General features: G+C 68.3%; 18 protein-coding genes. 9 read left to right on the top strand and 9 right to left on the bottom strand.

Annotation, left to right across the window (positions count from 1 at the left end; genetic code table 11):
- Positions 1–9 precede the first annotated feature (9 nt).
- Positions 10–141, top strand: a complete 132-nt coding sequence (locus Z164_RS23565) for a hypothetical protein (protein WP_269079016.1) — start codon at positions 10–12, stop codon at positions 139–141.
- Between the two features lie 90 nt (positions 142–231).
- Positions 232–735, top strand: coding sequence for a RadC family protein (gene radC / locus Z164_RS0115790; protein ID WP_024891651.1), 504 nt, complete (start codon positions 232–234; stop codon positions 733–735).
- Between the two features lie 242 nt (positions 736–977).
- On the opposite strand, the gene Z164_RS0115785 is transcribed toward radC, so the two are convergent.
- Complete coding sequence (locus Z164_RS0115785; RefSeq protein WP_160170695.1) at positions 978–2,399, bottom strand: DUF3987 domain-containing protein; 1,422 nt, start codon at positions 2,397–2,399, stop codon at positions 978–980.
- Positions 2,400–3,059: 660 nt separating this feature from the next.
- Between Z164_RS0115785 and Z164_RS22575 the strand changes: the two genes are divergently transcribed.
- The 3 genes from Z164_RS22575 (at position 3,060) to Z164_RS22570 (ending at position 6,723) form a co-directional block, all read left to right on the top strand.
- A complete protein-coding gene (locus Z164_RS22575) occupies positions 3,060–3,359 on the top strand; it encodes a hypothetical protein (RefSeq protein WP_152540968.1) in 300 nt (99 codons plus the stop codon).
- Positions 3,360–3,606: 247 nt separating this feature from the next.
- Positions 3,607–4,830 (top strand): YagK/YfjJ domain-containing protein, encoded by a 1,224-nt coding sequence (locus Z164_RS22075; protein ID WP_081770216.1) that lies wholly within the window; start codon positions 3,607–3,609, stop codon positions 4,828–4,830.
- Between the two features lie 669 nt (positions 4,831–5,499).
- The gene (locus tag Z164_RS22570; protein ID WP_152540967.1) at positions 5,500–6,723 is read left to right on the top strand and encodes a hypothetical protein; all 1,224 of its coding nucleotides are present in this window, start codon (positions 5,500–5,502) and stop codon (positions 6,721–6,723) included.
- Here the strand turns inward: Z164_RS22570 and Z164_RS22065 are convergent.
- Positions 6,698–7,996: a tyrosine-type recombinase/integrase gene (locus tag Z164_RS22065; RefSeq protein WP_081770214.1), complete on the bottom strand. Its 1,299-nt coding sequence runs from the start codon at positions 7,994–7,996 to the stop codon at positions 6,698–6,700. The two genes, Z164_RS22570 and Z164_RS22065, sit on opposite strands and share 26 nt — an antisense overlap.
- Positions 7,997–8,331: 335 nt before the next feature.
- On the opposite strand from Z164_RS22065, the gene Z164_RS0115765 reads away from it, so the two are divergent.
- Positions 8,332–9,168: an EcsC family protein gene (locus tag Z164_RS0115765; protein ID WP_024891648.1), complete on the top strand. Its 837-nt coding sequence runs from the start codon at positions 8,332–8,334 to the stop codon at positions 9,166–9,168.
- Positions 9,169–9,301: 133 nt separating this feature from the next.
- Here Z164_RS0115765 and Z164_RS0115760 read toward each other — a convergent pair whose 3' ends face one another.
- The 7 genes from Z164_RS0115760 to Z164_RS0115730 all read right to left on the bottom strand — a co-directional run bounded on the left by Z164_RS0115760 (position 9,302) and on the right by Z164_RS0115730 (position 15,760).
- Positions 9,302–10,207, bottom strand: coding sequence for an alpha/beta hydrolase family protein (locus Z164_RS0115760; protein WP_024891647.1), 906 nt, complete (start codon positions 10,205–10,207; stop codon positions 9,302–9,304).
- Complete coding sequence (thiD, locus tag Z164_RS0115755) at positions 10,204–11,019, bottom strand: bifunctional hydroxymethylpyrimidine kinase/phosphomethylpyrimidine kinase (protein WP_024891646.1); 816 nt, start codon at positions 11,017–11,019, stop codon at positions 10,204–10,206. The genes Z164_RS0115760 and thiD overlap by 4 nt, the downstream gene beginning before the upstream one ends.
- 155 nt (positions 11,020–11,174) lie before the next feature.
- Complete coding sequence (gene arsC, locus Z164_RS0115750) at positions 11,175–11,546, bottom strand: arsenate reductase (glutaredoxin) (RefSeq protein WP_024891645.1); 372 nt, start codon at positions 11,544–11,546, stop codon at positions 11,175–11,177.
- Positions 11,543–12,337: a L,D-transpeptidase family protein gene (locus Z164_RS0115745; protein WP_024891644.1), complete on the bottom strand. Its 795-nt coding sequence runs from the start codon at positions 12,335–12,337 to the stop codon at positions 11,543–11,545. The genes arsC and Z164_RS0115745 overlap by 4 nt, the downstream gene beginning before the upstream one ends.
- A gap of 38 nt (positions 12,338–12,375) precedes the next feature.
- Positions 12,376–13,215, bottom strand: a complete 840-nt coding sequence (locus Z164_RS0115740) for a MurR/RpiR family transcriptional regulator (RefSeq protein ID WP_024891643.1) — start codon at positions 13,213–13,215, stop codon at positions 12,376–12,378.
- 11 nt (positions 13,216–13,226) lie between these two features.
- Complete coding sequence (locus tag Z164_RS0115735; protein WP_024891642.1) at positions 13,227–14,327, bottom strand: dipeptide epimerase; 1,101 nt, start codon at positions 14,325–14,327, stop codon at positions 13,227–13,229.
- Positions 14,324–15,760 (bottom strand): SH3 domain-containing protein, encoded by a 1,437-nt coding sequence (locus Z164_RS0115730; RefSeq protein WP_043690403.1) that lies wholly within the window; start codon positions 15,758–15,760, stop codon positions 14,324–14,326. Before Z164_RS0115730 ends, Z164_RS0115735 begins: the two co-directional genes overlap by 4 nt.
- A 147-nt stretch (positions 15,761–15,907) precedes the next feature.
- Here Z164_RS0115730 and Z164_RS0115725 point away from each other — a divergent pair, with 147 nt between their 5' ends.
- From Z164_RS0115725 to Z164_RS0115715, 3 genes are all read left to right on the top strand, one after another.
- The gene (locus Z164_RS0115725) at positions 15,908–17,407 is read left to right on the top strand and encodes a transglutaminase-like domain-containing protein (RefSeq protein ID WP_024891640.1); all 1,500 of its coding nucleotides are present in this window, start codon (positions 15,908–15,910) and stop codon (positions 17,405–17,407) included.
- 51 nt (positions 17,408–17,458) lie between these two features.
- On the top strand, positions 17,459–20,494 hold the full coding sequence (locus Z164_RS0115720; RefSeq protein ID WP_024891639.1) for a TonB-dependent receptor: 3,036 nt from the start codon (positions 17,459–17,461) through the stop codon (positions 20,492–20,494).
- A gap of 109 nt (positions 20,495–20,603) precedes the next feature.
- Positions 20,604–22,172 carry a serine hydrolase gene (locus Z164_RS0115715; protein ID WP_024891638.1) on the top strand — a complete coding sequence of 523 codons (1,569 nt, stop codon included), beginning with the start codon at positions 20,604–20,606 and terminating at the stop codon, positions 22,170–22,172.
- Positions 22,173–22,706 lie beyond the last annotated feature (534 nt).

The raw sequence follows: 22,706 nt of genomic DNA, 5'->3' as shown, positions 1-22,706 counted from the left end.
GAGGGTGAGATGACGAGGGTGATTGGTGCGGTGGTCGTCTACGGCTTCGCACTGTACGGCTTTGGCCGCTTCCTGGCGTGGATGTACACCGCGACGCGGACGCATTATTCGCCGGGACACGGGGCGTCTTCTCGCGGCTGAGCAGACGGGCATAAACAGTGATCGAAGGGGCGCATAGGCGCCCCTTCGTCGTTTCTGGCCCTGCGGGGCCATCTGATAGATGAGGGAGCAATGGACAAAAACCCGCCAGAGCACTTGTCGCTCTACGTGAGGAGCAAGACGCGCAGGTACAAGGTCGCCAGCGGCGACGAGATCGTGGAAGCGGCACGGGCCGTCGTCGGACAACGGATGAGCCGGGGGGCGCCTTTCACCGATCCCAAGACAGCGAAAGATTTCTTTCGGGACAAGTTGTCAGGGCTCCAGCGGGAGGTGTTTGCCGCAGCTTTCCTCGACAGCCGTCACCGTCTCATCGAGTACGCGGAGCTGTTCCAAGGGACGATCGACGGGGCGGAGGTGCATCCGAGGGAGGTGGTCCGGCAGGCGATCCAGACGAACTGCGCAGCGATCATCATTGGGCACAACCATCCGTCCGGGTCGGTTGAACCTTCGGCAGCGGATCGAGCCGTCACGGCGCAACTCAAGCAGGCGCTTTCCCTGGTGGATGTGCGCCTGCTCGACCACATCATTGTGGGCGGCCACCAGACGACGGCCTTGGCTGAACGTGGCTGGGTGTGATGGCTACAGGCTGAAGCCCTTGGAGTGCAACGCAACCGTTTCGCCTGCCAGCCGGCAGCGGCTGGGAGGCTGTGGTCGCCCTGTTGTTTTTTGGCATCTTCGAAGCGGTTCCAGCGTCGCCGCGCGCTCCTGAAACCCAGGCACGGCATAGGTTTGACGAGAACACGCGCTACAGCGGAGGATCCTGCTTTTTACGGCGGGCAGGCGACCCGTGTGAAACGCTGAAAAGGGCCAGGCCGTCGTCAGAGCCGAGAGTGATTGAGGCGCGAGAAAGGGTCTGGATGACCATAGGGCGCCATGATACGTAACCGCGCTCCGGATCCCTTCTCCGTCTCCAGGACCACACCCTCGTCAACCAGCCGCATGAGCGCGGTGCGGAAACGGGCGTTGTACAGCCCGCTGCGGATGAAAACGTTTGATTTAAGCGCATCCGGCTCACGGTTGCGCGCACATGCGTCGGCAATACAATCCAAGATGGTCTGACAGTCGTCGACTTGGCGTTGTTGGCGCTTCTGCTGGGGACTCAGCTTCGGCATTTCGACAGGCGGCAGGGGCTTGGGCGGGAATATCCGAGCGAACTGCGACAAGCTCCATTGGACGATCGCCCACGCAGCCCTGAGCGATTCGATGGAAATATCGTCTCCATGATCGCAGTAGCAATGAATGATGCCTGCGAGGCGAGCGACATTTTGCATCGATCGGTTGGCTGCATCCTGGGCGTGCCAGTAGTCCGTTGCAGCGAGCCGCCGCTGCTCGGCTGCCAACTGGAACCAGAGCTGAGTCGCGGCCGGAGAGAAGCAGATTGCTCCGGCCTCGCTGCCGCCGGACTCCAATTGCACAAGCCGAGCTTCAAGGAACGCGGACGCCTTCGCGTGATACGCGTCAAGGCAGCCTTCAGGGGGCTGCACTGGCTCCGCGATCCATTCAGCAAACGCCGGCAAAGTGGTGAAAAGACAGCGCGCGAAAAAACCCACTCCGCGAGCCACTGCCCCATGCTTCGCCAAGTACGCCTCGAAGACATCAGGCTGCACCATTACGAGGATCGTCAGTGAAGCACCGTAGGCGGCGAGCACGTCGCCGTTGCCCCGCCTCAGCATAACCTTACCCGCTCCGTCATAGAGACTATTGAGCGTCGCCAGCTGCCGTCGAAACAGCGAGGTCTCCAGCACCCGCTCCCCTTCGTCGACCGAGATTGCCGTCGACTCCCCCACGCCGTCCAAGGCTTCAAGCAGGCCGCGGTTGGTGGTGTCTTGCAGGATAATTGAGCGCAGCCGAGCCGCGGGGTCACGCATATCCAGCGCTCCTTCCAGATTCGACTTCGGGTTTTCGCAGACCATCGAACGGCGCTTGCCAGCGCGGTATGACTGATAGCGCCTGATGTCGTGCGCGTTGTGCACCTGGTGGACGAGTCGGTGCGTACGAGTCTTGCCTGTAGTGGGGCCGGCAAGAATGAAGCTGAAGTGGGCAAGTGGCTCATCGCTGCCCTGTGGTGGGCGGACCGTCCGGGCACCCTGTACCGCGGAGCCCATTCCTGAGAGCAGCGTGGACAGGGCAAGGCCCCGGTCCACCCCAAGCTCACACACGATTGCCTGAACCCAATCGCGCAGCGTTCCGGGAAGTTCCGACATGACACGAGGCAGGTCGTACCGGTCGCTATATTCCATCTGCACCCGGGATGGTGCGGGAAGGTCTGTGGGGGCCAAGAAACACTGGTTGGCGGGCCATTCTGAGAAATGGTGGTGCATCTAAACCTCTTCGTGGACATGGAGTGCTCAACCGCCCGGTCGATCCTGGCGGTTCACCTGTGTGACCGGTTGCCCCGTAGGAAGCAGCGTGGTGGCGACCGGACGATGGGCAGCCTGAGTCGCTTTCCAGGCCGGTGCCACGCTTCGTTTGGGCACCGAATAGCTTTTCCATTCGACGGCGGCTTGGGGTCGCTGGAGTGATGGCGAGTGACCTCGACCTCCGACATCCGTCCACCTGTCACCGCTACCAGGAGGAGAGCCACGCGGTCTTCGAGCCAGTTCCCAAGTCCCGCGGGCACTGATTTTTTTCCTTTGGAGTTAGTTCGACTCTAGTTAAATCAAGCGCTTAGCTGGAAAAAAAGGACGACAGGCTTGGTTTCCCACGCTTGCGACGGATGCGGAAGCGGCGAAGCGGCATCGTCTTGGGCGACGTCACCCGGGCGGCTTACAGGTCAGCTGGAGCGCAGTAGTGACCGCGGTTGAGTGAGTGAAAGCGAATCGCTTTCGAAACGAAGCTTGGACGCTAATCACGCTTCGCCTGCACTCTGGCGCCGCTCTCACTGACGGAGCCCGGGGAACATGACCGCGCACCGCGTAAACGATATCGAACCAGCAGCGCAAACGGCCTTTGACGGCAAGCAGTACTTGCTGGGCCGCTATGGCATGCGCATGAACAAGAAGGAGGTGTGCTTCGAATCCAAGAAGAGTCGCGCCACGATCGACAACCTGCGGAACCCGCGTCACAAGAGCTTCGATCGCCTACTCGCCGACGCCGAAGTGTGCTTGGGAGGGAAGGGAGAGAACGGAGTGCCAGTGCTCTTTCATACCGTGCGGATTGCCGAATGGCTCGATGGGCCTGCAATGGCTGGCACGCAATAACGGTTAACACTAACTCAGCGCATGTATCGGCTTTCCATCTATTCCGGCACAGCCAGAGAATCGTCGCCACCAGGCCTGGAATACAGGTTATTTGCTGGACGGAACTTCCGGTTCTTATGTTATCTGATCTATATCCCTATCTATCTGTGTTGTATGGCTGTCAGTTCGTAGTACTCAAGTGAGGAGGTTAATGGTGGTCGGATTCAACGGAATGCCAAGTTGGCTTGACTGTATATAGAGAGAGGGCATGATGATGCTTACGGAAGAGGACTTCCAGGAGGCTCAGGAGGGTGAGCGAAAGCTCGAGTTGCTATCGCGGGGATGTACTCACCTTCCTGGCGGGAAGTCTGTAATAACGCATGAATACGACTCGGTGATCTACCTGGATCGGGTAATGAGGATTGCGAAGCGGATCCGCTTCTTCAGGGGCGACGTGTGCAAGATGGTTGCCGGATGGAGGAAGGCTCGCATTGTCCGCTTGAACCGCCTAGGTCACTCGCTTCTGCTAATTTGCAGGCAGTACCGTGCGGTTATAACTGTCGGGATCGGCAAGGACGAGTGCCCACGGTTTGGGCACCATAAATTTCATCCGTATCTCGATGTCGCTCTCAAGGCAGTAGCCGAGGCGGAGGCGTCGATCAATGAGGCACTGGGCAACAAGGATCATGAACGCCTGTGCACTGCTGTCTCGAATCTGGCAGTCGAGATTCATATCCAAACCAATACCGAGGCCTTTAAGGCTTCGGTGAGGAACTTCGAACGAAACGCGGAAGCGAAGCTCCGTCGAGCATTGAGCTACCTGGTGAGTCTGTTCGGAAGGCGCTCCCGCCTGCTCGTTCTCCGCGTGGATCTGTACGTCAGAGAGAAGGACAGGCTATGGAGTTATACACCAGAGGCAGAGGCTGCTTTCGACAAATTCGCGTCAGCCTTGTCCGGCTGCAAGATCGTTCCAGATGTCCTGGGATGGATGAGCGCACGTGAGGACGGTCTCGAACGAGGAAGGCACTACCACGTGATGGCGCTTCTGGACGGTCATGAGCGCCGCGCAGGCGTCAACCTGGCCAAGATGCTTGGGGAGTACTGGATGACGGAATGTGTCGGATCAGATCGGGTTGGGAGCTACTTCAACTGCTTTGCATTGGCGAAGAAGTACAAACATCTCGGCATCGGGACAGTTCACTGCTCCGACGCGAAGAAGCTCCTGGGGCTATTCTACGCAACCCGGTACCTGTGCAAGAGCAATGTTCAGCTCGTCGCGACGGGGGAAGGGTCGCGCAACTTCAGGCGCGGCGTTGTAGACAAGAGCTACGTGCGTCGTGGAGCACCCCGGGTAGGGGGCGACGGTCTTTCGACTGTAAAGCAAGCCCTTTTTGGCCAGATGAGGCAGGTAGCGGCCCGGAGGAGGTCGGTTGATGAGGCTGGGATCCGAGTGGATGCAACAGACGCGCACGCACATTCGCCATGGCTATAAGGCATTGCTGAGCTGGGTTGGCTGAATCGACCAGGCTTTCCTAGACACCTCGGGGCCGGAAGTCAGCATTGGCGGTCGCCCGTTCCTCATGCGCCAGTCCGGCCCCACGCCCTATGACCTGCTTGCGGCCGTGCTGGGGGCGTACACGGCCATGACCCTCCGCATGTATGCGCGGCACAAACAGATTCCGCTGGACCAGGTGTCCGTTGCCGTGCCCATAGTCGCAGCCCGGGCACGTAGCCCGCGGACTTGTTAAGCCGGCGTCTGAGTCTTACCGGCAACCTGTCGAACCAGGAGCGGCAGCGGCTGGCGGAGATCGCCGATAAGTGTCCTGTGCACCGGACGCTGGAGCGCGGCGCGGCGGTGGAAACCGAGATCGGGGGAGAGATGCCTGATGAAGCCGTCGAAAGGCCTGGTCGCGACATGTCGCACGATGCCGAGCCGGGAATGACCTTGCCTGCGTAAGGCATCAATGGGAGGGAACTGCAGGTGCTGCCACCCGGAACGAACTGCCAATGTACGCCTCCTTCCGAATGCAAACACCAGCTGAAGCCTGATCAGAGCATCCCACGACGGCGTTCGGTACGGCAGAATGCTTGTGCGCGCTTCCGACTGGAGCGAGAGAGTGCGTAGTACGCGAATGGGCGAAGGGCTGCAAGGGAGCCGTAAATGTCGAAAGAAGGCGCCGAGCGAGTTCGGCTATCACCGTTGCTTGAAGCGTGCGCTGATTTTGACGGGCTATTGAAAGGCGGCTCGCGTGAGGTCGCGGATCTGCTGCTGAGTCTCTGTCTTGAAAGGTCGATCCGCGCCTACTTCCGCGTACCTGAGGGTCTGGTTGCCGTCTCCTACAGGCACGTCACAAGAGATTCCGGCCGAATGCTCTTGGGCCCAGGAAGGGGTGAGATTACGTACAAGCATGAACCAATGGCTAATCGGAGTATCAAGTATGTTGGTCTCGATAAGGTCCACGTTCGGGCCGTCAGGGATGCCGGATATACAACCATATCGAGTTTTCAGAACGGTGGTCTGACTGTCGTTGAAGAGGGATTGCATCCGATCAGCGTTGAGTACGGTGTCATTCGGAAAGACGTGGTCCCCTATTCTCATCGGGTGCTCTTCGGCATGTACTCACTTCGGGAACGGGAGGTTGATCCGATCACCGTATCGCTTCGCGTGACCGACGTGCTTGTTTCGATTCAAGACGTGGCAACGCTTCGAGACCTGATTGGAAAGCGACATGTCGATGACAAATGGGGACACCGAGAGGCCGCGCCGAGCGTATTTCTTGCCTACCGCTTGTCTCAGGATCCGTATGATTTCGACGGGGTGATGAAGGCACTGATTGATGAGGATTCGGAAGGCTTCTTCAATCGAGCCATCGCGACTACGATGGCGCGGATCATGAAGATCGACGTCCGGCCAGGTGCGGAGCGTGGAATCGTGGTCGGAAAAATAGCCGACAACGAGATGGAGAAGGATTACTCCGATCCGACCTTGTCGAAACGAATGAGCCTCCTGCTTCTTGCAACCGACTGTTGGATCCACGACGAAGCATTGCGCGCCGGGACGGATGCCCGGCTAGCCCCAGTCCGCGAGGAAGCCGCCAAGCAACGCGAGTTGTTGTCGCAGAAGCAGCGAGACGAGTTGGATCAGCGTGTTTTTCAGGCCGAGCAGCTGGAGCGGTCGGCACTTCAGGCACGGCTCAAGATGCCATCCGGGTTGCGGGACTATTTGAGGAACTTGGGGTTCCGCGCGAACCAGGCGGACCACCTGTACCACGTAATCACCCGTACACAGACTGGGCGGAGGCATGTCCAGACTGAAACGGACGCGGCCGCAGCGCGCGTTCTAACAAAGGCACGTCGACTCAGGAACTTGGGCGACAATAGATAGCCCAGTCTCGCATGAGCAACTTCCTGGGTTCGAGTAGGGCATCTCGCGCATAAGCCGCCCGCGTCGAGTCGCTATTAACGTGCGCCAGCGCCAGTTCTGACACCTCGTCGGCGTACTGGGTCAGGTTTCGTGCCCAATCCTTGAAGCTGCTGCGGAATCCGTGTGGCACGGCGATCTTGTTGTAAGCCGGATCCAGGTAGCCTGCTCCCCCTCTCATTATACTGGAGTCGTGCATCCGCTTGACCAAGACACTGAGTGCCATGTCGCTCAATGGGCCTCCCCGTCGGTTGGTGAACGGATGGGCGTGACCATTTGAGTGTTGGCGTTTAAGCAGCTTGATTGCCGGTTTTGATAGCGGGACGGTATGGTCTCGTCCCCGCTTCATGCGGCCGGCTGGGATAGTCCACAGTCCTCGTTCGAAATCGATTTCAGTCCAAGTAGCGCTCCTGACCTCATCGGATCGGGCTGCTGTCAGGATCACGAACTCCAAGGCGCGAGCGGCTTCTGTCTCCTGCGCACGGAGTGCGGTCATGAACTCCCCCATTCGTTCGTAAGGGAGCGAGGGAAAGTGCGTCTTGTTGTGGCTCACCTTACCCAGCAACGGCTCAAGTGCCTCACTCTTCGCAGGGTTGTCGCCGGTGTAGAGCTTTTTGGCCTTGGCGTAGCGGAACACAGCCGCCAAGTCGTGGAGCAGCTTCTTGGCAGTGGGGTATTTGGTCCGCCAGATCGGCTCCAGCACGGCAGCCACGTCTTCCACGGTGATGTCCGAGATGAGCCGGTTCCCGATGACCGGGAGGACGTACAGGTCCATTCGGGTGCGCCAGCCCGCCTTGGACTTCAACTCGTCCTTGTAGCCGGGAGCCTTGGCTTCAATCGTCTGCTGCTCGCAGTCTTGAAACGTGCGCATTCGGGCTTGGGCGGCTAGTGCCGCACTCACAGCAGCTTTGCGCTCGGCATTCGGGTCGATCCCTTGGGATACCTTGATGAGGTACGCAGTTGCCTTGTCGCGCGCAGCCTGTAGGCTGACGATCGGGTACTTGCCGAGGCCGAATTCGCGGCGTATCTGGTTCAGCGTGCCTGGACGCGTTGGATGGGGTCGGTTGCCGGTGGTGACACGAAGCAGCCAGGACTTCGCACCGTTCGGAGTCACTTGGATATAGAGGCCCGGAGGTTCGCCGGCCACGGCATAGCGGGCAGGGTGCTTCTGGCCGGCCTGAGGCTTGAGCTTTCGAATGGCCAGATCAGATCCGAGCCTTGTTGGGATCCTGGGCATAGCTACCCCCCTAAATACCCCCCTACGAGCTCTGGATTGTATTGGTTTGCGTTAGGCGGCGCTAGTAGGGTCCGCACGCGCAACTATCTGTGCTGAAAGGAAAAATAGGGGCAGCCCCCGACTATCCTTGACTAAAGATTCCTTCGCTTGGCGCCTTCCGGGCGCGCCATACAGCGAAACGACGGGGCCGGCACCATGTGCCGGCCCCGTTTCGTTTTGCGCGCCGTGCCGCGCCTGCTGCGGCCGGTAAGCGCATCGGCGAGGACCGCGCTCGCGCTCATCGCCCCGGGCGCGCGCTCACGCGCGCGCCTCGGCGCTGCGCTATCGTTCGCGCCATGCCATCGCACGCGCTCGTCCCCGCCCTGTCCCCGCGCGATCTCGCCGACCTTCGCCAGGCGCGCGCCCTGCTGGAAAGCCCCGGCATCGCCGCGCAGCTCGCCAACCTGGTCGGCGCGCCGGTCGAATACCTGCTCGCGCACCGGCTGCCGCCGCGCGCCACGCGCCTGGTCAACAGCGCGGTGCGCGCTGCGCTGCACCGCTCGCTGCGCCTGGCCGCGGCGACGCTCGGCGACGCGCCGCACGCGCGCGCGCCGCGCACGCGCCTGCACACGGCCGCGGTCGTCGCCACCGGCGCGGCCGGCGGCGCCTTCGGCATGCTCGGCCTGGCCGCCGAACTGCCGGTCACCACCACGCTGATCCTGCGCTCGATCGCCGAGGTCGCGCGCAGCGAGGGCGAGCGCCTGGACGATCCGGCGGCGCTGCTGGCCTGCTTCGAGGTGCTGACGATGGGCGGGCGCAGCCGGCGCGACGACGGCGCCGAATCGGGCTACTTCGCCGCGCGCGCGGTGCTGGCGCAGCAGATCGCCGCGGCCGCCGAGTACGTCGCCGCGCACGGGCTCATGAGCAGCGGCGCGCCCGCCTTGGTGCAGGTGATGGCGTCGGTGTCGTCGCGCTTCTCGATCAAGATCGGCCACAAGGTGGCCGCGCAGAGCATCCCGGCGATCGGCGCGGCGAGCGGGGCCACGCTCAATGCGTTGTTCATGCGCCACTTCCAGCGCATGGCGCAGGGCCACTTCGCGGTGCGGCGGCTGGAGCGCCGTTACGGCCGGGATGCGGTGCGCCTGGCCTACGACGCGCTGGCGCCGGCGGTGCCGGACAGCCGCGCGGCGTAGTCGCGCGCGGCCGCGACGGCACCTGCGCGAGGCGCGCCCCCGGCGCCGGCAGCAGCGAGCGCGGGCGGCCGCGACCTTCGAGGCGCGGTGTTGCGGCGCGCGCCGGTTTCGTGTCGTGCCGTCGCCGGCGCGCCTACGGGCGCGGCGGCGTGCGGCGCCCGTGCGTCCGCGTGGGGGCGGCATCGTCCAGGCTCGCCAGCAGCGCATCGGCCACGGCCGCCGGCGCGCGCATCCAGGCGAAGTGGTCGGCGCGCACGCCCAGGGTGCGCGCGTCCAGCCTGCGGATGCGCGCGCTGGCGCCGCTGCCGAGCTTGTCGAGCAGGTCGCGCAGCGAGGTCTCCGGGCCGAGCCAGTCGTCGTCGAGGGTCACCGCGGCGATCTCCGCGCGCACCGCGGCCATGCCGGCCTCCAGGTCGGCGTCGAGACCGGCGGCGGCGTAGCGGCCGCTCAGTCCGCTGCGCGCCCAGTCGCGGATCAGGCCGCGCGCCTCGTTGCCGCCGAAGCCGATCGCGCGCCCGGGCAGGGCGCCGCGGCGTTCCGCCAGCCAGGGCAGGAAGCGGTAGACCAGCGGCAGCGCGTAGCGCCGCGGCGGCGGGAAGGCGCGCCACCACGGCGTGCCGCTGGCCACCAGCCACAGGCGCGAGGCCGTGCCGGGCGCCAGCGCCAGTCGGCAACAGGCGAGCTGCCCGCCCAGGCTGTGGCCGCCGACGATCCGCGGCAGGCCGGGACTGGCGGCGTCCGCCACCGCCTCGCTGGCGGGCAGGTCCTCGCGCAGCAGGCTGCGGTAGCCCCAGTCGATGTCGCGCCCGGCGCGCAGGCGGCTGCTGCCGTGGCCGCGCCATTCGTGCAGGTACACCGCGACGCCGCGCGCCGCCAGGGCTTCGGCGAAGGGCAGGTAGTGGCGCGCGGCGACGCCGAGCGCGGGCAGCCACAGCAGGCCGGCGCGCGGCGCCGCCGGGATGCGCGCCAGGAGTTCGCTGCGATGGCCGTCCGCGCTCCGGACGGGAAGCGTCCGCGCCGCGAACGCCTGCGCGTTCATGCGCGTGGGATCATCGCGCCGAAGTGGTCGAGGACGCGCACATCGCTGCGTCCGGGGCGATAGCCGCCGAGCAGCGCGCGATGCACGTAGTCGGTGGCGCGCGCGGCGGCCGCGGACAGGGACAGGCCGAGGCTCAGGTTGGCGGCGACCGCCGAGGCGAGCGTGCAGCCGGTGCCGTGCGCGGCCTCGGGCAGGCGCGGATGCCGCAGCAGGCGCGCACCGCCGGCATCGGCGTACAGGTCCACGACGTCGTCGCTGGCGTCCTCGAGGTGCCCGCCCTTGAGCAGGACCGCCGGCGGACCGAGCGCGAGCAGCGCGTCGGCGGCTTCGCGCATGGCCTCGCGCGAGCCGATGCGCCGGCCCAGCAGCAGCTCCGCCTCGGGCAGGTTGGGGGTGAGCAGGGTGGCGCGCGGCAGCAGGCGCTCGCGCAGCGCCTGCAGCGCCTCGGGTTCGAGCAGGCGCGCGCCGGAGGTCGCCACCATGACCGGGTCCAGGACCACGTGCGCCGGCGCGTGGGCATCCAGCGCGTCGGCGACCGCCTCGATCAGCCCGGCGTTGGCGAGCATGCCCAGCTTGACCGCGCCGATGGCGAAGTCCTCGAAGCAGGCGTCGATCTGCGCGCGCAGGAACGCCGCCGGCGGGGCATGGACGGCGGTCACCGCGCGGGTGTGCTGCGCGGTCAGTGCGGCGATCGCCGACAGCCCGTGCACGCCGTGCGCGGCGAAGGTCTTGAGGTCGGCCTGGATGCCGGCGCCGCCGCCGGAATCGGAGCCGGCGATGGTCAGGGCGGAGACGAGGGCGGGAGTACGCATGCGCGCATTGTGCCCGCTGCGCCGCCGGGGCGCGCGGGCGGGGCCGGTGCCGGCGCCCGGCGGCGCGTGCGGCGGAGGCCGTCCGCGCCGCGGCGGCCGAGGGCGACCGGCTTCGGGCGGCGAGCGGTTGCCCTCGGCTGCGTTTGCCGCCCGCGCTACCGGTGCGCGGCGAGTTCCAGCACGCGCTCCGGCGGGCGGCCGATCACGGCGCGCTCGCCGTGCAGCAGGATCGGCCGTTCGATCAGCCGCGGGTGCGCGGCCATCGCCTCCAACAGCGCGTTGTCGTCGAGCGCCGGGTCCGCGAGGCCGAGCGCCGCGTATTCCGGCTCGCCCTTGCGCAGCAGGTCGCGGGCGGGAATGCCGAGCGCGGCGAGCAGCCGGCGCAGCGCGGCGGCGTCCGGCGGCGTTTCCAGGTAATGCACGATGCGCGGCTCGATCCCGCGCTCGCGCAGCAGCGCCAGCGCCTGCCGCGATTTCGAGCAGCGTGGGTTGTGGTACAGCACGAAGCCGGCCTCGCGCGCGTTCATGGCGCGGCCCCGGCCGGAAGGTCCCAGGCGGTTCGCAGGCGCGCGTATTCCTCGCGCGGCAGCAGCACGAACGCCGGCCTGCGCGCCGGGGCCAGCCAGTCCAGCAGCGCGCGCATGCGCGCCTCGTCCATCGCGGTGCAGCCGGCGGTCGGCACCTCGGGCCCGTTCCAGAGATGGGCGAAGATGCAGCTGCCGGCGCCGGGCTCGGCCTGCGCGTTGTGCTCGATCACGAAGCCGAGGCGGTAGCGCGGGTCGCCGTCGGCGTGCAGGTCGCGGCGCATCGGCTCGGTCGAGCCGGCCACCGCGTCCGCGCCCGCTTCGCGGGCGTCGACGATGCGATTGTAGAGCGGCGAGGCGGGCACGTCGATGCAGTAGTCGGAGACCTGCATGCCGCGGTAGTCGAGCGCGGTGCGCAACCGCTCGGCGTAGCCGAAGGCGATGCCGATGCCGAACGCGCCCGCCGGCGCGCGGCCGTCGCCCTCGCGCTTGGCCGCGCCGGGCTGCGGCGGGTGCAGGCCCAGGCCCCAGGCCGCGCCGTTGCGGCCCACGGTCACCGCGGCGGCCTCGCCGACCTCGCGCCAGGCGCCGTCGGCGTCGCGCGCGTAGCTGCGCAGCGTGCCGGCGGGCGCGTCCCAGCCGGGGGTGACCACCAGCACCAGCTGGCCGGCGTCGGCGAGCGGGCCGTCGCGCCCGGCGTTCGCGGGGCCGTCGCGGCCGGCGCACGCGGCCAGCGTTGCGGCCAGGGCCGCGCACAGCAGCAGCGCGAACGGCTGCGCGCGCGGGGAATGCATCGGGGCGGGGTCTCGGGCCATCTCGGGCATGGGCGTCCTCAGGTTTCCAGCAACTGTCGCATCCGCGCGGCCTGGCGGTCGAGCCGCAGCGCGCGCTCGCTGTCGTCCTGGCACAGCAGCAGGAACAGCAGGTCGAGCAGATGCTGTTGCGCGGACTGGTAGAGCAGCGATTCGACGTGGGCGCGATCGTCGTGGGCGCTGACCAGCAGCGCATGGTCGGCCAGCGCGCGCAGCGGGTTGGGGGTGTGGCGGGTCACGCTGACCACGGTGCCGACCCGCTCGCGGAACATCCGTCCCAGTTCGTGCAGGGCGCTGCGGCGGCCGTGCTCGGAGACCGCGATCAGCACGTCCTCGCGCCGCGCGTTGGCCAGCCCGGTGGGCAGCAGCGCGGGATCGGACAGGTGCACCGCCAGCACGCCGGCCTGCGCCAGCCGCAGCGCGAGCGCGCGCGCGCCGATCCCGTCCTGGCCCAGGCCGATGGCGAACACGGTGCGCGCTCCGCGGATCGCCGCGGCGATCGCGTCCAGCGCCTCCGGCGGGTTCAACAGCCGGGTCTCCTGCTCGGCGGCGGCCTTGGCCCGCCACAGCGTCTCCGACAGCGCCGCATGGCCATCCCGGGCCGGCACCGCGGCGGGCGCGGGGCCGGCGCCGCGCGCCACGTCCTCGCCGATGGCGAACTTCAGGTCCGGCCAGCCACGATAGCCGAGCTTCTGGCCGAACTTCACCACGCTCGACTGGCTGATCTCCAGCGCGTTGGCCAGCTGCTGCGAGGAGTAGTCGCGCAGCAGGTGGGCGTTGTCGAGGACGAAATCGGCGATGCGGCGCTCGATCGCCGACATCCGGTCGCGCTCGGAGCGGATCTTGAGCATGGCCGACATGCGCGCCGCGCCTAGCCGGCGGCCAGCGGCTCGAGGCCGCGGATCTCGCGGATGCCCAGGCCGGGCGCGTCGCCGATCGAGATCTCGGGCCCGTCGAAGCGCACCCCGCCGACCACCGGGTCGAACCGCGCCAGCGACGGGCCGTCGAGATCGACCTTGCGGATGACATCGGCCCGGGCGACCGCCACGTGCACCGCGGCGGCGACGCTGATGCTCGACTCGATCATGCAGCCGATCATGCACTCCACCCCGTGCAGGGCGGCGATGTCGGCGATGCGCACGGCGTTGGAGATGCCGCCGGTCTTCATCAGCTTGATGTTGACGATGTCGGCCGCGCGCATGCGCAGCAGGTCGATGACCTCGGCCGGGCCGAACACGCTCTCGTCGGCCATGATCGGCGTGTGCACGCGCTCGGTGACGTAGCGCATGCCCTCCAGGTCGCGCGCGCGCACCGGCTGCTCGACCAGTTCCAGTTCGACGCCGGCGTCCTCCAGGGTGCGGATCGCCCACACCGCCTGCTTGGCGGTCCAGCCCTGGTTGGCGTCCAGGCGCAGGCGCGCGCGGCCCTCGACCGCGGCGTAGATCGCCTTGACCCGCTCGATGTCCAGGCCGATCTCCTTGCCGACCTTGATCTTCAGCGACTCGAAGCCGCGTTCCAGCGCATCCAGCGAATCGGCGACCATCTTGTCGATGTAGTCGACGCTGATGGTGATGTCGGTGGCGATGACCGGGTCGCCGCCGCCCAGCATGCGGTACAGCGGCGCGCCGTAGCGCTGCGCCCACAGGTCGTAGACCGCGATCTCCACCGCGGCCTTGGCGCTGGTGTTGCGCTCGGCCGAGGCATGGATGGCCTGCAGGATGCGGTTGAGGTCGGCGATCTCCATGCCGGCGATGCGCGGGGCGATCAGCTCGGTGATCGCCGCGACGATCGAGCCGCGGGTATCGCCGGTGATGACCGCGGTGGGCGCGGCCTCGCCGTGGCCGACGTGGCCGCTGTCGGTGTGCACGCGGACCACCACGTCCTCGATCGCGTCGATGGTGCGCAGGGCGGTCTTGAAGGGCGTCTTCAACGGCACCCGCAGCAGGCCGAGCTCGATCCGTTCGATTTTCATGGCGTTCCCCCGGGGCTCAGGCGCAGGCGGACGATGCTGGTGATGCGGTCGATGGTGGGCGTGTCCTGCCCCGACATCATCGGCTCCAGCGCGGTGACCGCCACGCCGTGGAGCGGCATCCGCAGATACTGGCCGTCGGCGTCCAGGTATCCCGTGCCGGCGGTATCGTGGATGACGTAGGTCAGCCCGTTCTCGCGCCCGATCATCATCATCACGTGGCCGGGGATGTAGACCAGATCGCCCACCTGCAGCTCGGCCACCGCGGCCGCGCGCGCGGCGCGCGCGTCGCCGGCCTGGAGCACGGTCTTGTCGAAGGCCGGGCTGACGCTCTGTTCGCGCGTGTTGCGCGGCATCTGCAGGCCCATGCTGCGGTAGACCTCCGACACGAAGCCGCTGCAGTCGCGGGCGTTGAAGCTGTGGCCCCAGCCGTAGCGCTCGCCGAGGAACTTGAACGCCTGCCGGATGATGTTGGCGGGGGTGAGCGGCAGCGGCGCGTCGGCCACGTCGGCGCTGCGCGGCAGCAGCGCGGGCACGAGCTCGAGCGCGCCGTCGGCGCGCCGCGCGGGCAATTCGACGACGTGCCCGAACGCCGGGTGCTGGCCGTGCACCGGCTGCCGCGCCGGCCAGTCGTCGAGCCGCGGCACGCGCACGCCCATGTCGAGCTGCAGTTCGGAGATGTCGGCGCGTTCGGGGTTGAACACCGTGCGCGCGGTGGCGCCGGTGACCACCAGCGACGGCGTCCGGCCGCGGTAGGCGGCGACCTGCTCGCGGGTGCCGGTGGCCAGGCGCTCGCTTTCCATCCAGGCGAGGTAGCGGTCGCTGGCGACGAACGACCACGCGCCGTCGGCGGTGGTGTGCAGCACCGCCAGTGCATCGCCCGGGAACAGCGCGCTTTCCTGCAGGCGGTCGATGTCGATGTCGCCGGCGCTGGAGAAGATCCGCTGCGCGGTCGGAAACGCGCGCAGGTCGGCGCGCGCCACCGCCAGGCCGAAGCGTGGCGTCACTCGCGCGGGGATGGCCTCCAGCGCCAGCGTCCGCTCCAGCGCGTCGAAGAAGTCCGGCCCCAGGGGGCGGCCCTGCGCGTCGTAGCGTTCGGCGTCGGGGCGCGCCGACACGGCCTCGATCCAGGCGCGCACCTGCCGGCCGTCGAGCACCTGGGCGAACGCGGCCATGTCGCGCACCGAGGCGTCCTCGGCGACGAGGCGCGCGTTGTGCGCGGCGACCTGCCCGGCGTCGAGGTAGACGGTATCGGCGGCAGCGCCGAGCAGCTCGATCCAGTACGCGGGCGCGAGGTGGCGTTGCTCGACGCCGACGAGGCCGTGCTCGGGGACCGGCAGCGGGGCAGGCGCCGCCTCGCGCGCGCCGGCGAGGCCGGCCGCGGCCAGGAGCAGCGCCGCGCACAGCAGGCGCATCGGCATCGGTCGGAATGTCATCGGCATGTTCCCCCGGCGCGCCCGGTGCGCACCTGTTCGCCCCGTTATGGAATAGATTTTTCTTAAGATCAATAGCCTCAGAATAAATTATTGACCGGGTGCAACGCCCATGTTACAAGCCGGCGACAGGGGACCGTGGAGAAGCGCATGGGGCGGCTCGGAGAGTGCCTGGGCAGGCGGGGGCGCGTCGGCTGGCGCGGCGGGCTGCTGTGCTTGCTGCTGGTCGCCGCCGCCGCCGCCGGCGCCGACGATCTGCCGCCGCCGGCTCCGGACGACGTGGTCGCGCAGGTGGAAGCGGGCGAGTTCGCCGCCGCCGAGGCGCGCATCGCCGCGCTGCTGGCCGACCCGGCGCTGCCGGCGCGCGCGCAACGCGCCCTGGCGTTCCAGCGCGAGCGGATGCGTCGCATCGCGCTGGACTTCCCGCTCGACCGCGCCGCCGTGCAGGCCCAGGTCCGCCGCCAGGTGCCCGATCTGAGCGAGGACGAGTTCGCCGCCTGGGACGCGGCCGGCCTGCTCGAAAAGATGCGCATCGACGGCGAGGTCCGCTATTTCAAGCGCGCCGTCTCCAACATGTTCCGCCTGCACCCGCAGGTGGCGGCGCGGCGCGCGCCGCCGGTGCGCGCGTTCGCCTCCGGGCCTTACGAACGCCTGCACCCGCACCACCGCGAGGTGCTGGAGGCGGCGCGCGCGGGCAAGGGCAGCAGCTTCGCGCCGCGCCGGCTGCGGGTGACCCAGTCGCTCGACGTGCATGCCGACGCCGTGCCCGCCGGCGAGACGGTGCGGGCGTGGATCCCGTATCCGCGCGCGATCGCCGGGCAGCAGGAGGACATCGTGTTCGTCGCCAGCGAGCCGGCCGCGCATGTCGTGGCGCCGGAGGATGCGCTGCAGCGCACCGTCTACCTCGAACGCCCGGCGGCGGCCGCCACGCCCACGCGCTTTGCCATCACCTACGAACTGACGGTGTACGCGCGCCGCTTCGCCATCGATCCGGCGCGAGTGCGGCGCATCGACGCCGCCGCCGATCCCGAGCTGGCGCCGTTCGTGGCAGAGCGCGCCCCGCACATCGTGTTCTCGCCGGCGATGCGCGCCTTCTCCGAGCGGGTCGTCGGCGACGAGCGCAACCCCTACCTGATCGCGCGCAGGCTCTTCGCCGCGGTGGACGAGATCCCGTGGGGCGGCGCGCGCGAATACTCCACCATCGGCAACCTCGGCGAACACGCGCTGCATGCCGGCCACGCCGACTGCGGCCAGGTCACCCTGCTGCTGATGACCCTGCTGCGCATGAACGGCATCCCCGCGCGCTGGCAGTCCGGCTGGACCTACTCCGACGCCGCCGAGGGCCACGACAACATGCACGACTGGGGCTGGCTGTACCTCGCCCCGTACGGCTGGGTGCCGATGGACGTCACCACCGGACGGCTGGAGGCCGACGACGAGGACCTGCGCTGGTTCTACCTCGGCGGGCTGGACGCCTACCGCATCGCCTTCAACGACGACTTCGGCCGCGCGTTCGTGCCGGCCAAGACCCACTTCCGCTCGGAGACCGTGGACTCGCAGCGCGGCGAGGCGGAATGGGACGGCGGCAACCTGTACTTCGATCGATGGGACTACGCGTTCGACTGGACGATGTTGCCCATCGAGGAATGAACCCGCGGGCGACCGCATCGCATCCACCACTTGCGCTGGGGAGAAGGCGTGATGAGAGGCAAGACGATTCGCAGGGCGGCATTGTGCATGGCATTGGGGGCATGCCTGGGGGCGATGGCGCCGCAGGTCCAGGCGCAGAGCGTGACCGGCGCCGTGGCGGGCCGGGCGACCGCCGGCGACCAGGTGGTGGTGACCCACGAGGCGACCGGGCTGACCCGCTCGGCCACCGTGGGCGCGGACGGGACCTACCGCCTCGGCCAGCTGCCGGTGGGCGATTACACGCTCGCGGTCACGCGCGGGGGCCGGCGCCTGGGGGAGCCGCTGAGCGTCAACGTCGCGCTCGGCGGCACCACCACCGTCAACCTCGGCAGCGAAGGCGGCATCGCCAACCTCGCCGCGGTCCAGGTCGTCGGGTCGCGGGTGGTCAACCGCGTCGACGTGCGGTCCACCGAATCGGCCACCAGCATCACCCGCGAGGAATGGGCGCGGCTGCCGGTCGGGCAGAGCCTGGATGCGGTGGCCTTGCTGGCCCCGGGCGTGGTCGGCGGCAACGCCTCGTTCGGCGGAATTTCCTTCGGAGGTTCGTCGGTGGCCGAGAACTCGGTCTTCATCAACGGCCTCAACGTCACCGATTTCTATCGACGGCAGAGCTACTCCTCCGCGCCGTTCGCCTTCTTCCAGGAGTACCAGGTCAAGACCGGCGGGTATTCCGTGGAGTTCGGCCGCGCCACCGGCGGCGTCATCAACGCGGTGACGCGCTCGGGCAGCAACGAGTTCGCGGGCGGCGTCGAGCTGACCTTCGAGCCGGCGGCGTGGAAGGCGAGCGCGGACGACCACGAATTCGCGGCCACGAACTCCGACGGCACCACGTCCACCGCGATCTACCGCGCCAGCCGCGACCGCAGCAGCTTCACCAAGGCCAACGTGTGGGCGTCCGGCCCGATCGTGCGCGACCGGCTGTTCCTGTTCGCCATGTACGAAGCCCGCGACCGCGATTCGAAGTACAGCGGCACCGGCGGCGGCGAGTGGTTCCGGGGCGAGGCCGGCGACGGATTCTGGGGCGCGAAGATGGACTGGCGCATCACCGACAACCACCTGCTGGAACTGCTGGCGTTTTCCGACGAGACCGAAACCGACACCACCACCTACGCCTACGACTGGGACACCAAGGACGTCGGCGAGGCCATCGGCAGCAACACCGAGGAAGGCGGCGGCAAGAGCGGCTCGCTGACCTACACCGGCTACTTCGGCGAGCACTTCGTCGCCAAGGCCATGTACGGCATCAACCGCAGCAGGGCGTTCTCGTCCTCGCCGGCCGACGGCCCCTGCGAGCAGGTGTCCTTCGACGCCAGCTACCGTGCCGCCTACGAGGCGATGGGCTCCCCGACGCTGGGCTGCCACCCGACGTCGGCCATGATCGTGGCGCACGAGGACGAGCGCGAGGCCGCGCGGCTGGACTTCGAGTGGACGCTGGGCAACCACCAGCTGCGGTTCGGCATCGATCGCGAGGTGATGACCACCGACCGCACCAGCTTCTATCCGGGCCCGACCGGCATGCGCTATACCGCCTACGCCGCGGCGCCGGGCGCCGAGCTGGACAACGGCGCCGTGGTGCCGCCGGGTGTGGACGCGATCCTGATGGCGCGCCGGCGCGTGGACGGCGGCGTGTTCGAGACCGAGGCCAGCGCGTACTACATCGAGGACACCTGGAGCATCACCCCGAACTTCCTGCTCAACCTGGGCGTGCGCGTGGACGGTTTCGAGAACAAGACCGCCGCCGGCGGCAGCTTCATCGAGATGGACGACCTGGTCTCGCCGCGCGCCGGCTTCTCCTGGGACATGCGAGGCGACGGCAGCACCAAGCTGTTCGGCAACCTCGGCCGTTACTACCTGCCGGTCACCAACAACATCAACTACACCTTCGCGGGCGGACTGACCGACGAACGTACCTTCTACGTGCTCGAAGGCTGGCGGCAGGCCACCAACCCGGTCACCGGCGGCGCCTACATGGAGCCGATCGTCGGCAGCCAGATCGGGCCGGTCGACACCAGCTACAACGTGACGGTGAACGACCTGCGGCAGAGCGTCGATGCCGACCTCGACGCCGTCTACCAGGACGAGGCGATCCTCGGCTACCAGGCGATGCTCAGCCCGGCCTGGTCGTGGGGCGTCAATGCGACCTACCGCCGGATGAAGAACGCGCTGGACGACGTGCGCATCAACCACACCCCCTGCGGGCCGGTCGGCGGCAACCTGTGGCCGATCGCCAACCCGGGCAAGCCGCTGACGATCTGGGGCGATGCGAGCATCGGCTGCGAGACCGAGGGCTGGATCACCATCGATACCTCGCGCGACGGCTACATGAAGGGCGGCAGCGGCGAGGTCGTCGGCTATTCGGAGCCCAAGCGGACCTACCGCTCGGTGGAGTTGCAGATCGACCGCGCCTGGGACGGCAAGTGGGCGTTCAACGCCTCCTACATCTGGTCGAAGTCGCACGGCAACCACGAAGGCCCGGTCAACTCCGACACCAACTACGGCGACACCGGCATGGTCCAGCACTGGGACCATCCGGCCAACAACCAGGATTACGGCCCGCTGTTCAACGACCGGCGCCACCAGATCAAGCTGCGCGGCAGCTATGCGCTCAACCACATCTGGAGCTTCGGCGCGACCTTCACCGCGCTGTCGGGCGGCCCGATCAACCAGCTTGGGGTGACCTGGCCCGACGACACCACCGGCGCGGGCAGCTTCGTCACCGAGGGTTCGGGCGGCGGGTCGTTCTGGCACTGCGTGCAGAACTGCGCCGGCCCGGTCGCGGGCCGGGTCTACGAATACGCCGGCCGCGGCGCAGGCGGGCGCCTGCCGTGGACCTACAACATCGGCGCCAACGTGACCTGGACGCTGCCGGTGGACGGGATCGATCTCAAGGCGCGTTTGGCGGTGTTCAACCTGCTCAACGACCAGGAGGTGATCAACGTGCGCCAGCGCTATGAGCTCGGCCCGGGCGTGGTGCGCGGCCTGCACGGCACCGGGACCCGCTGGCAGTCGCCCCGCTACGCGCAACTGGTGGTGACCTGGAACTTCTGAGCGCGGCCGAGCGGCGGCCTTGCGGTCGGCGGCGGTGCCGCGTTCATGCGCCGGCCTGGGCGGGCGCGGCTGGAGTGGGGGCGATGACGGAAGGCATGAAATGCAAGGCATGAAACTGATCCTGGCGCTCTGCGTCGCCGGATGCGCGTGGCCGACGCACGCGGCCGCGCGGCCGGCGTTGCCGGTCGAGGCGATCGACCGCGCCGTGGAGGACACCGTCCGGCGCTACGACCTGCCGGGCATCGCGGTCGGCATCGTCGTCGATGGCGAAATCGCCTATCGCCGCACCGCCGGCGAACTGCGGGCGGGGCAGGGCGAGCCGATCACCCCGCGCACGCTGTTCAAGATCGCCTCCAACAGCAAGGCCATGACCACCGCGCTGCTGGCGCGGCTGGTCGACCAGGGCCGGCTGGCCTGGGACGATCCGGTGGTCCGGCACCTGCCCGGCTTCCGCATGCACGACCCGTGGGTGACGCGCGAGATCCAGGTGCGCGACCTGCTGATCCACAACAGCGGCCTGGGCCCGGGCGCCGGCGACCTGATGCTCTGGCCCGAGCCCAACGCCTTCACCCGCGAGGACGTGATCGCCGGGCTCGCGCACCTGAAGCCGATCCACAGCTTCCGTTCCCGCTACGCCTACGACAACACGTTGTACATCGTCGCCGGCGAGGTGGCCGCGGCCGCGGGCGGCGCGCCCTACGAGGCGCTGATGGCGCGCGAGGTGTTCGCGCCGCTGGGGATGTCGCGCTGCGTCGCCGGCGGCTTCGACCTGGCGCGCACCGGCGACGTGGCGCAGCCGCACCGCCGCGACGCGGGCCGCAACCGGGTCTATCGCGAGGACCCGCCGCAGGTGCCGGCGGTGCCGATGGCCGCCGCCGGCGGCGTGCGCTGCAGCCTGGACGACATGCTGGTCTGGGCCCGCGCCTGGCTGCAGCCCGGGCGCTTCGCCACGGTGGACGGCGCGCCCTGGCTGTCGGAGGCGCAACGCGCCGCGTTGTGGAGCGCGCACACGCCGATGCCGCTGGGCGCGCGCCTGCGCGAGTGGGACGGCAGCCGCTTCTACGCCTACGGCTACGGCTGGCGCCTCAACGACGCGCACGGCCGGCTCAAGGTCTCGCATACCGGCACCCTGGCCGGCATGTACTCGGCGCTGACCCTGCTGCCGGAACTGGGCGCGGGATTCGTGGTGCTGATCAACGGCGAGGGCGGCGACGCGCGCACGGTGCTGGTGCAGGCGCTGTCGGACCTGTTCGCCCGGCCCGATGGCGCCCGGCCCATCGCGGACTACGCGCGGGCGCTGGCGCGCGAGCGCGACGCGCTTCCGGCCGAGCGCCGCGTGCCCGACACCTCGGCGCGCCGGCCGGTGGCCGCGGGCGAGGCGGACGTGCCGCTCGGCGTCTACCGCGACCCCTGGTTCGGCGAGGCGCGGGTGTGCGCCGCCGATGGCGGCGTCGCCTTCGCCGCCGCCAAGTCGCCCCAGCTCGCCGGCCGCCTGATGCGCGCGGGGGAGGGCGTACTGATCGACTGGGACGACGACGCCATCGACGTCGAGGTCTGGGCGACGTTCGAGCGCGACGCCGGCCGCGTGCGGCTGGGCCTGCGCAAGGTCGATCCCGAGGCCGACTTCAGCTACGACTTCGAGGACCTGGCGTTCGAGCGCATCGCCGATTGTCCCTGACACGCCGCCTGGCCCCCGTGCGCATCGCGACGGGGAGGGCAGCCGGGCGGAGGGCCAGGCCCACGGGGCGCGCCGGCGCTGGCGGGCGATGCGGGCGGGGCGGGCCGGTTGCCGCGGACGTGGGCCGTTCGTCCCGGGACCGTCCGTCGCGCGCGCTCGATGCCGGGCGACGTTGCGTAAAGCACGATCCCTGCACGACGCGCGTTCCTGGCCGGGCGCCGGCGCGTCGCCGGACGCCAGAAACGTCAACGAGCCCCGGAGGGCTCGCTGGCGGGCAACATCCTGTCGCCAAAACTGGTTTGTCCCCGGCCCAGCTCCAAGGCTTGCTCAAGGCCTTTGGTCGGCGTTCCATTGCGGAGCGGCATCCGTGCCGTCGCATGACCAAGCTGCCGGGGCGAGGCCAGCATGCGCCTTCCGCCATGCCGAAGCAGTAGGCGCTTGCCGTGACGTCGTGTAGGAAAAATCCTACGCGCGGAGTCAGGATCGTGAGGCCATCGAAAACCGGCGATCGGAAGACGTGCTGCGCTGCAGTAA

Source organism: Luteimonas huabeiensis HB2 (assembly GCF_000559025.1).
Lineage (GTDB): Bacteria > Pseudomonadota > Gammaproteobacteria > Xanthomonadales > Xanthomonadaceae > Luteimonas > Luteimonas huabeiensis.
The sequence above is the reverse complement of the archived record's forward strand: the minus strand, read 5'-3'. Positions and strand labels throughout refer to the sequence as shown.

Bases quoted from the DNA above. Each gene is read 5' to 3' on its own strand.
- Z164_RS23565 (WP_269079016.1), top strand. From the start codon at position 10: ATGACGAGGGTGATTGGTGCGGTGGTCGTCTACGGCTTCGCACTGTAC.
- Z164_RS22575 (WP_152540968.1), top strand. From the start codon at position 3,060: ATGACCGCGCACCGCGTAAACGATATCGAACCAGCAGCGCAAACGGCC.
- Z164_RS0115730 (WP_043690403.1), bottom strand. From the start codon at position 15,760: ATGACATTCCGACCGATGCCGATGCGCCTGCTGTGCGCGGCGCTGCTC.
- Z164_RS0115745 (WP_024891644.1), bottom strand. From the start codon at position 12,337: ATGCATTCCCCGCGCGCGCAGCCGTTCGCGCTGCTGCTGTGCGCGGCC.
- Z164_RS0115715 (WP_024891638.1), top strand. From the start codon at position 20,604: ATGAAACTGATCCTGGCGCTCTGCGTCGCCGGATGCGCGTGGCCGACG.
- Z164_RS22065 (WP_081770214.1), bottom strand. From the start codon at position 7,996: ATGCCCAGGATCCCAACAAGGCTCGGATCTGATCTGGCCATTCGAAAG.
- Z164_RS22570 (WP_152540967.1), top strand. From the start codon at position 5,500: ATGTCGAAAGAAGGCGCCGAGCGAGTTCGGCTATCACCGTTGCTTGAA.
- radC (WP_024891651.1), top strand. From the start codon at position 232: ATGGACAAAAACCCGCCAGAGCACTTGTCGCTCTACGTGAGGAGCAAG.
- Z164_RS0115760 (WP_024891647.1), bottom strand. From the start codon at position 10,207: ATGAACGCGCAGGCGTTCGCGGCGCGGACGCTTCCCGTCCGGAGCGCG.
- arsC (WP_024891645.1), bottom strand. From the start codon at position 11,546: ATGAACGCGCGCGAGGCCGGCTTCGTGCTGTACCACAACCCACGCTGC.
- Z164_RS22075 (WP_081770216.1), top strand. From the start codon at position 3,607: ATGATGATGCTTACGGAAGAGGACTTCCAGGAGGCTCAGGAGGGTGAG.
- Z164_RS0115740 (WP_024891643.1), bottom strand. From the start codon at position 13,215: ATGTCGGCCATGCTCAAGATCCGCTCCGAGCGCGACCGGATGTCGGCG.
- Z164_RS0115720 (WP_024891639.1), top strand. From the start codon at position 17,459: ATGAGAGGCAAGACGATTCGCAGGGCGGCATTGTGCATGGCATTGGGG.
- Z164_RS0115735 (WP_024891642.1), bottom strand. From the start codon at position 14,327: ATGAAAATCGAACGGATCGAGCTCGGCCTGCTGCGGGTGCCGTTGAAG.
- thiD (WP_024891646.1), bottom strand. From the start codon at position 11,019: ATGCGTACTCCCGCCCTCGTCTCCGCCCTGACCATCGCCGGCTCCGAT.
- Z164_RS0115765 (WP_024891648.1), top strand. From the start codon at position 8,332: ATGCCATCGCACGCGCTCGTCCCCGCCCTGTCCCCGCGCGATCTCGCC.
- Z164_RS0115725 (WP_024891640.1), top strand. From the start codon at position 15,908: ATGGGGCGGCTCGGAGAGTGCCTGGGCAGGCGGGGGCGCGTCGGCTGG.
- Z164_RS0115785 (WP_160170695.1), bottom strand. From the start codon at position 2,399: ATGGAATATAGCGACCGGTACGACCTGCCTCGTGTCATGTCGGAACTT.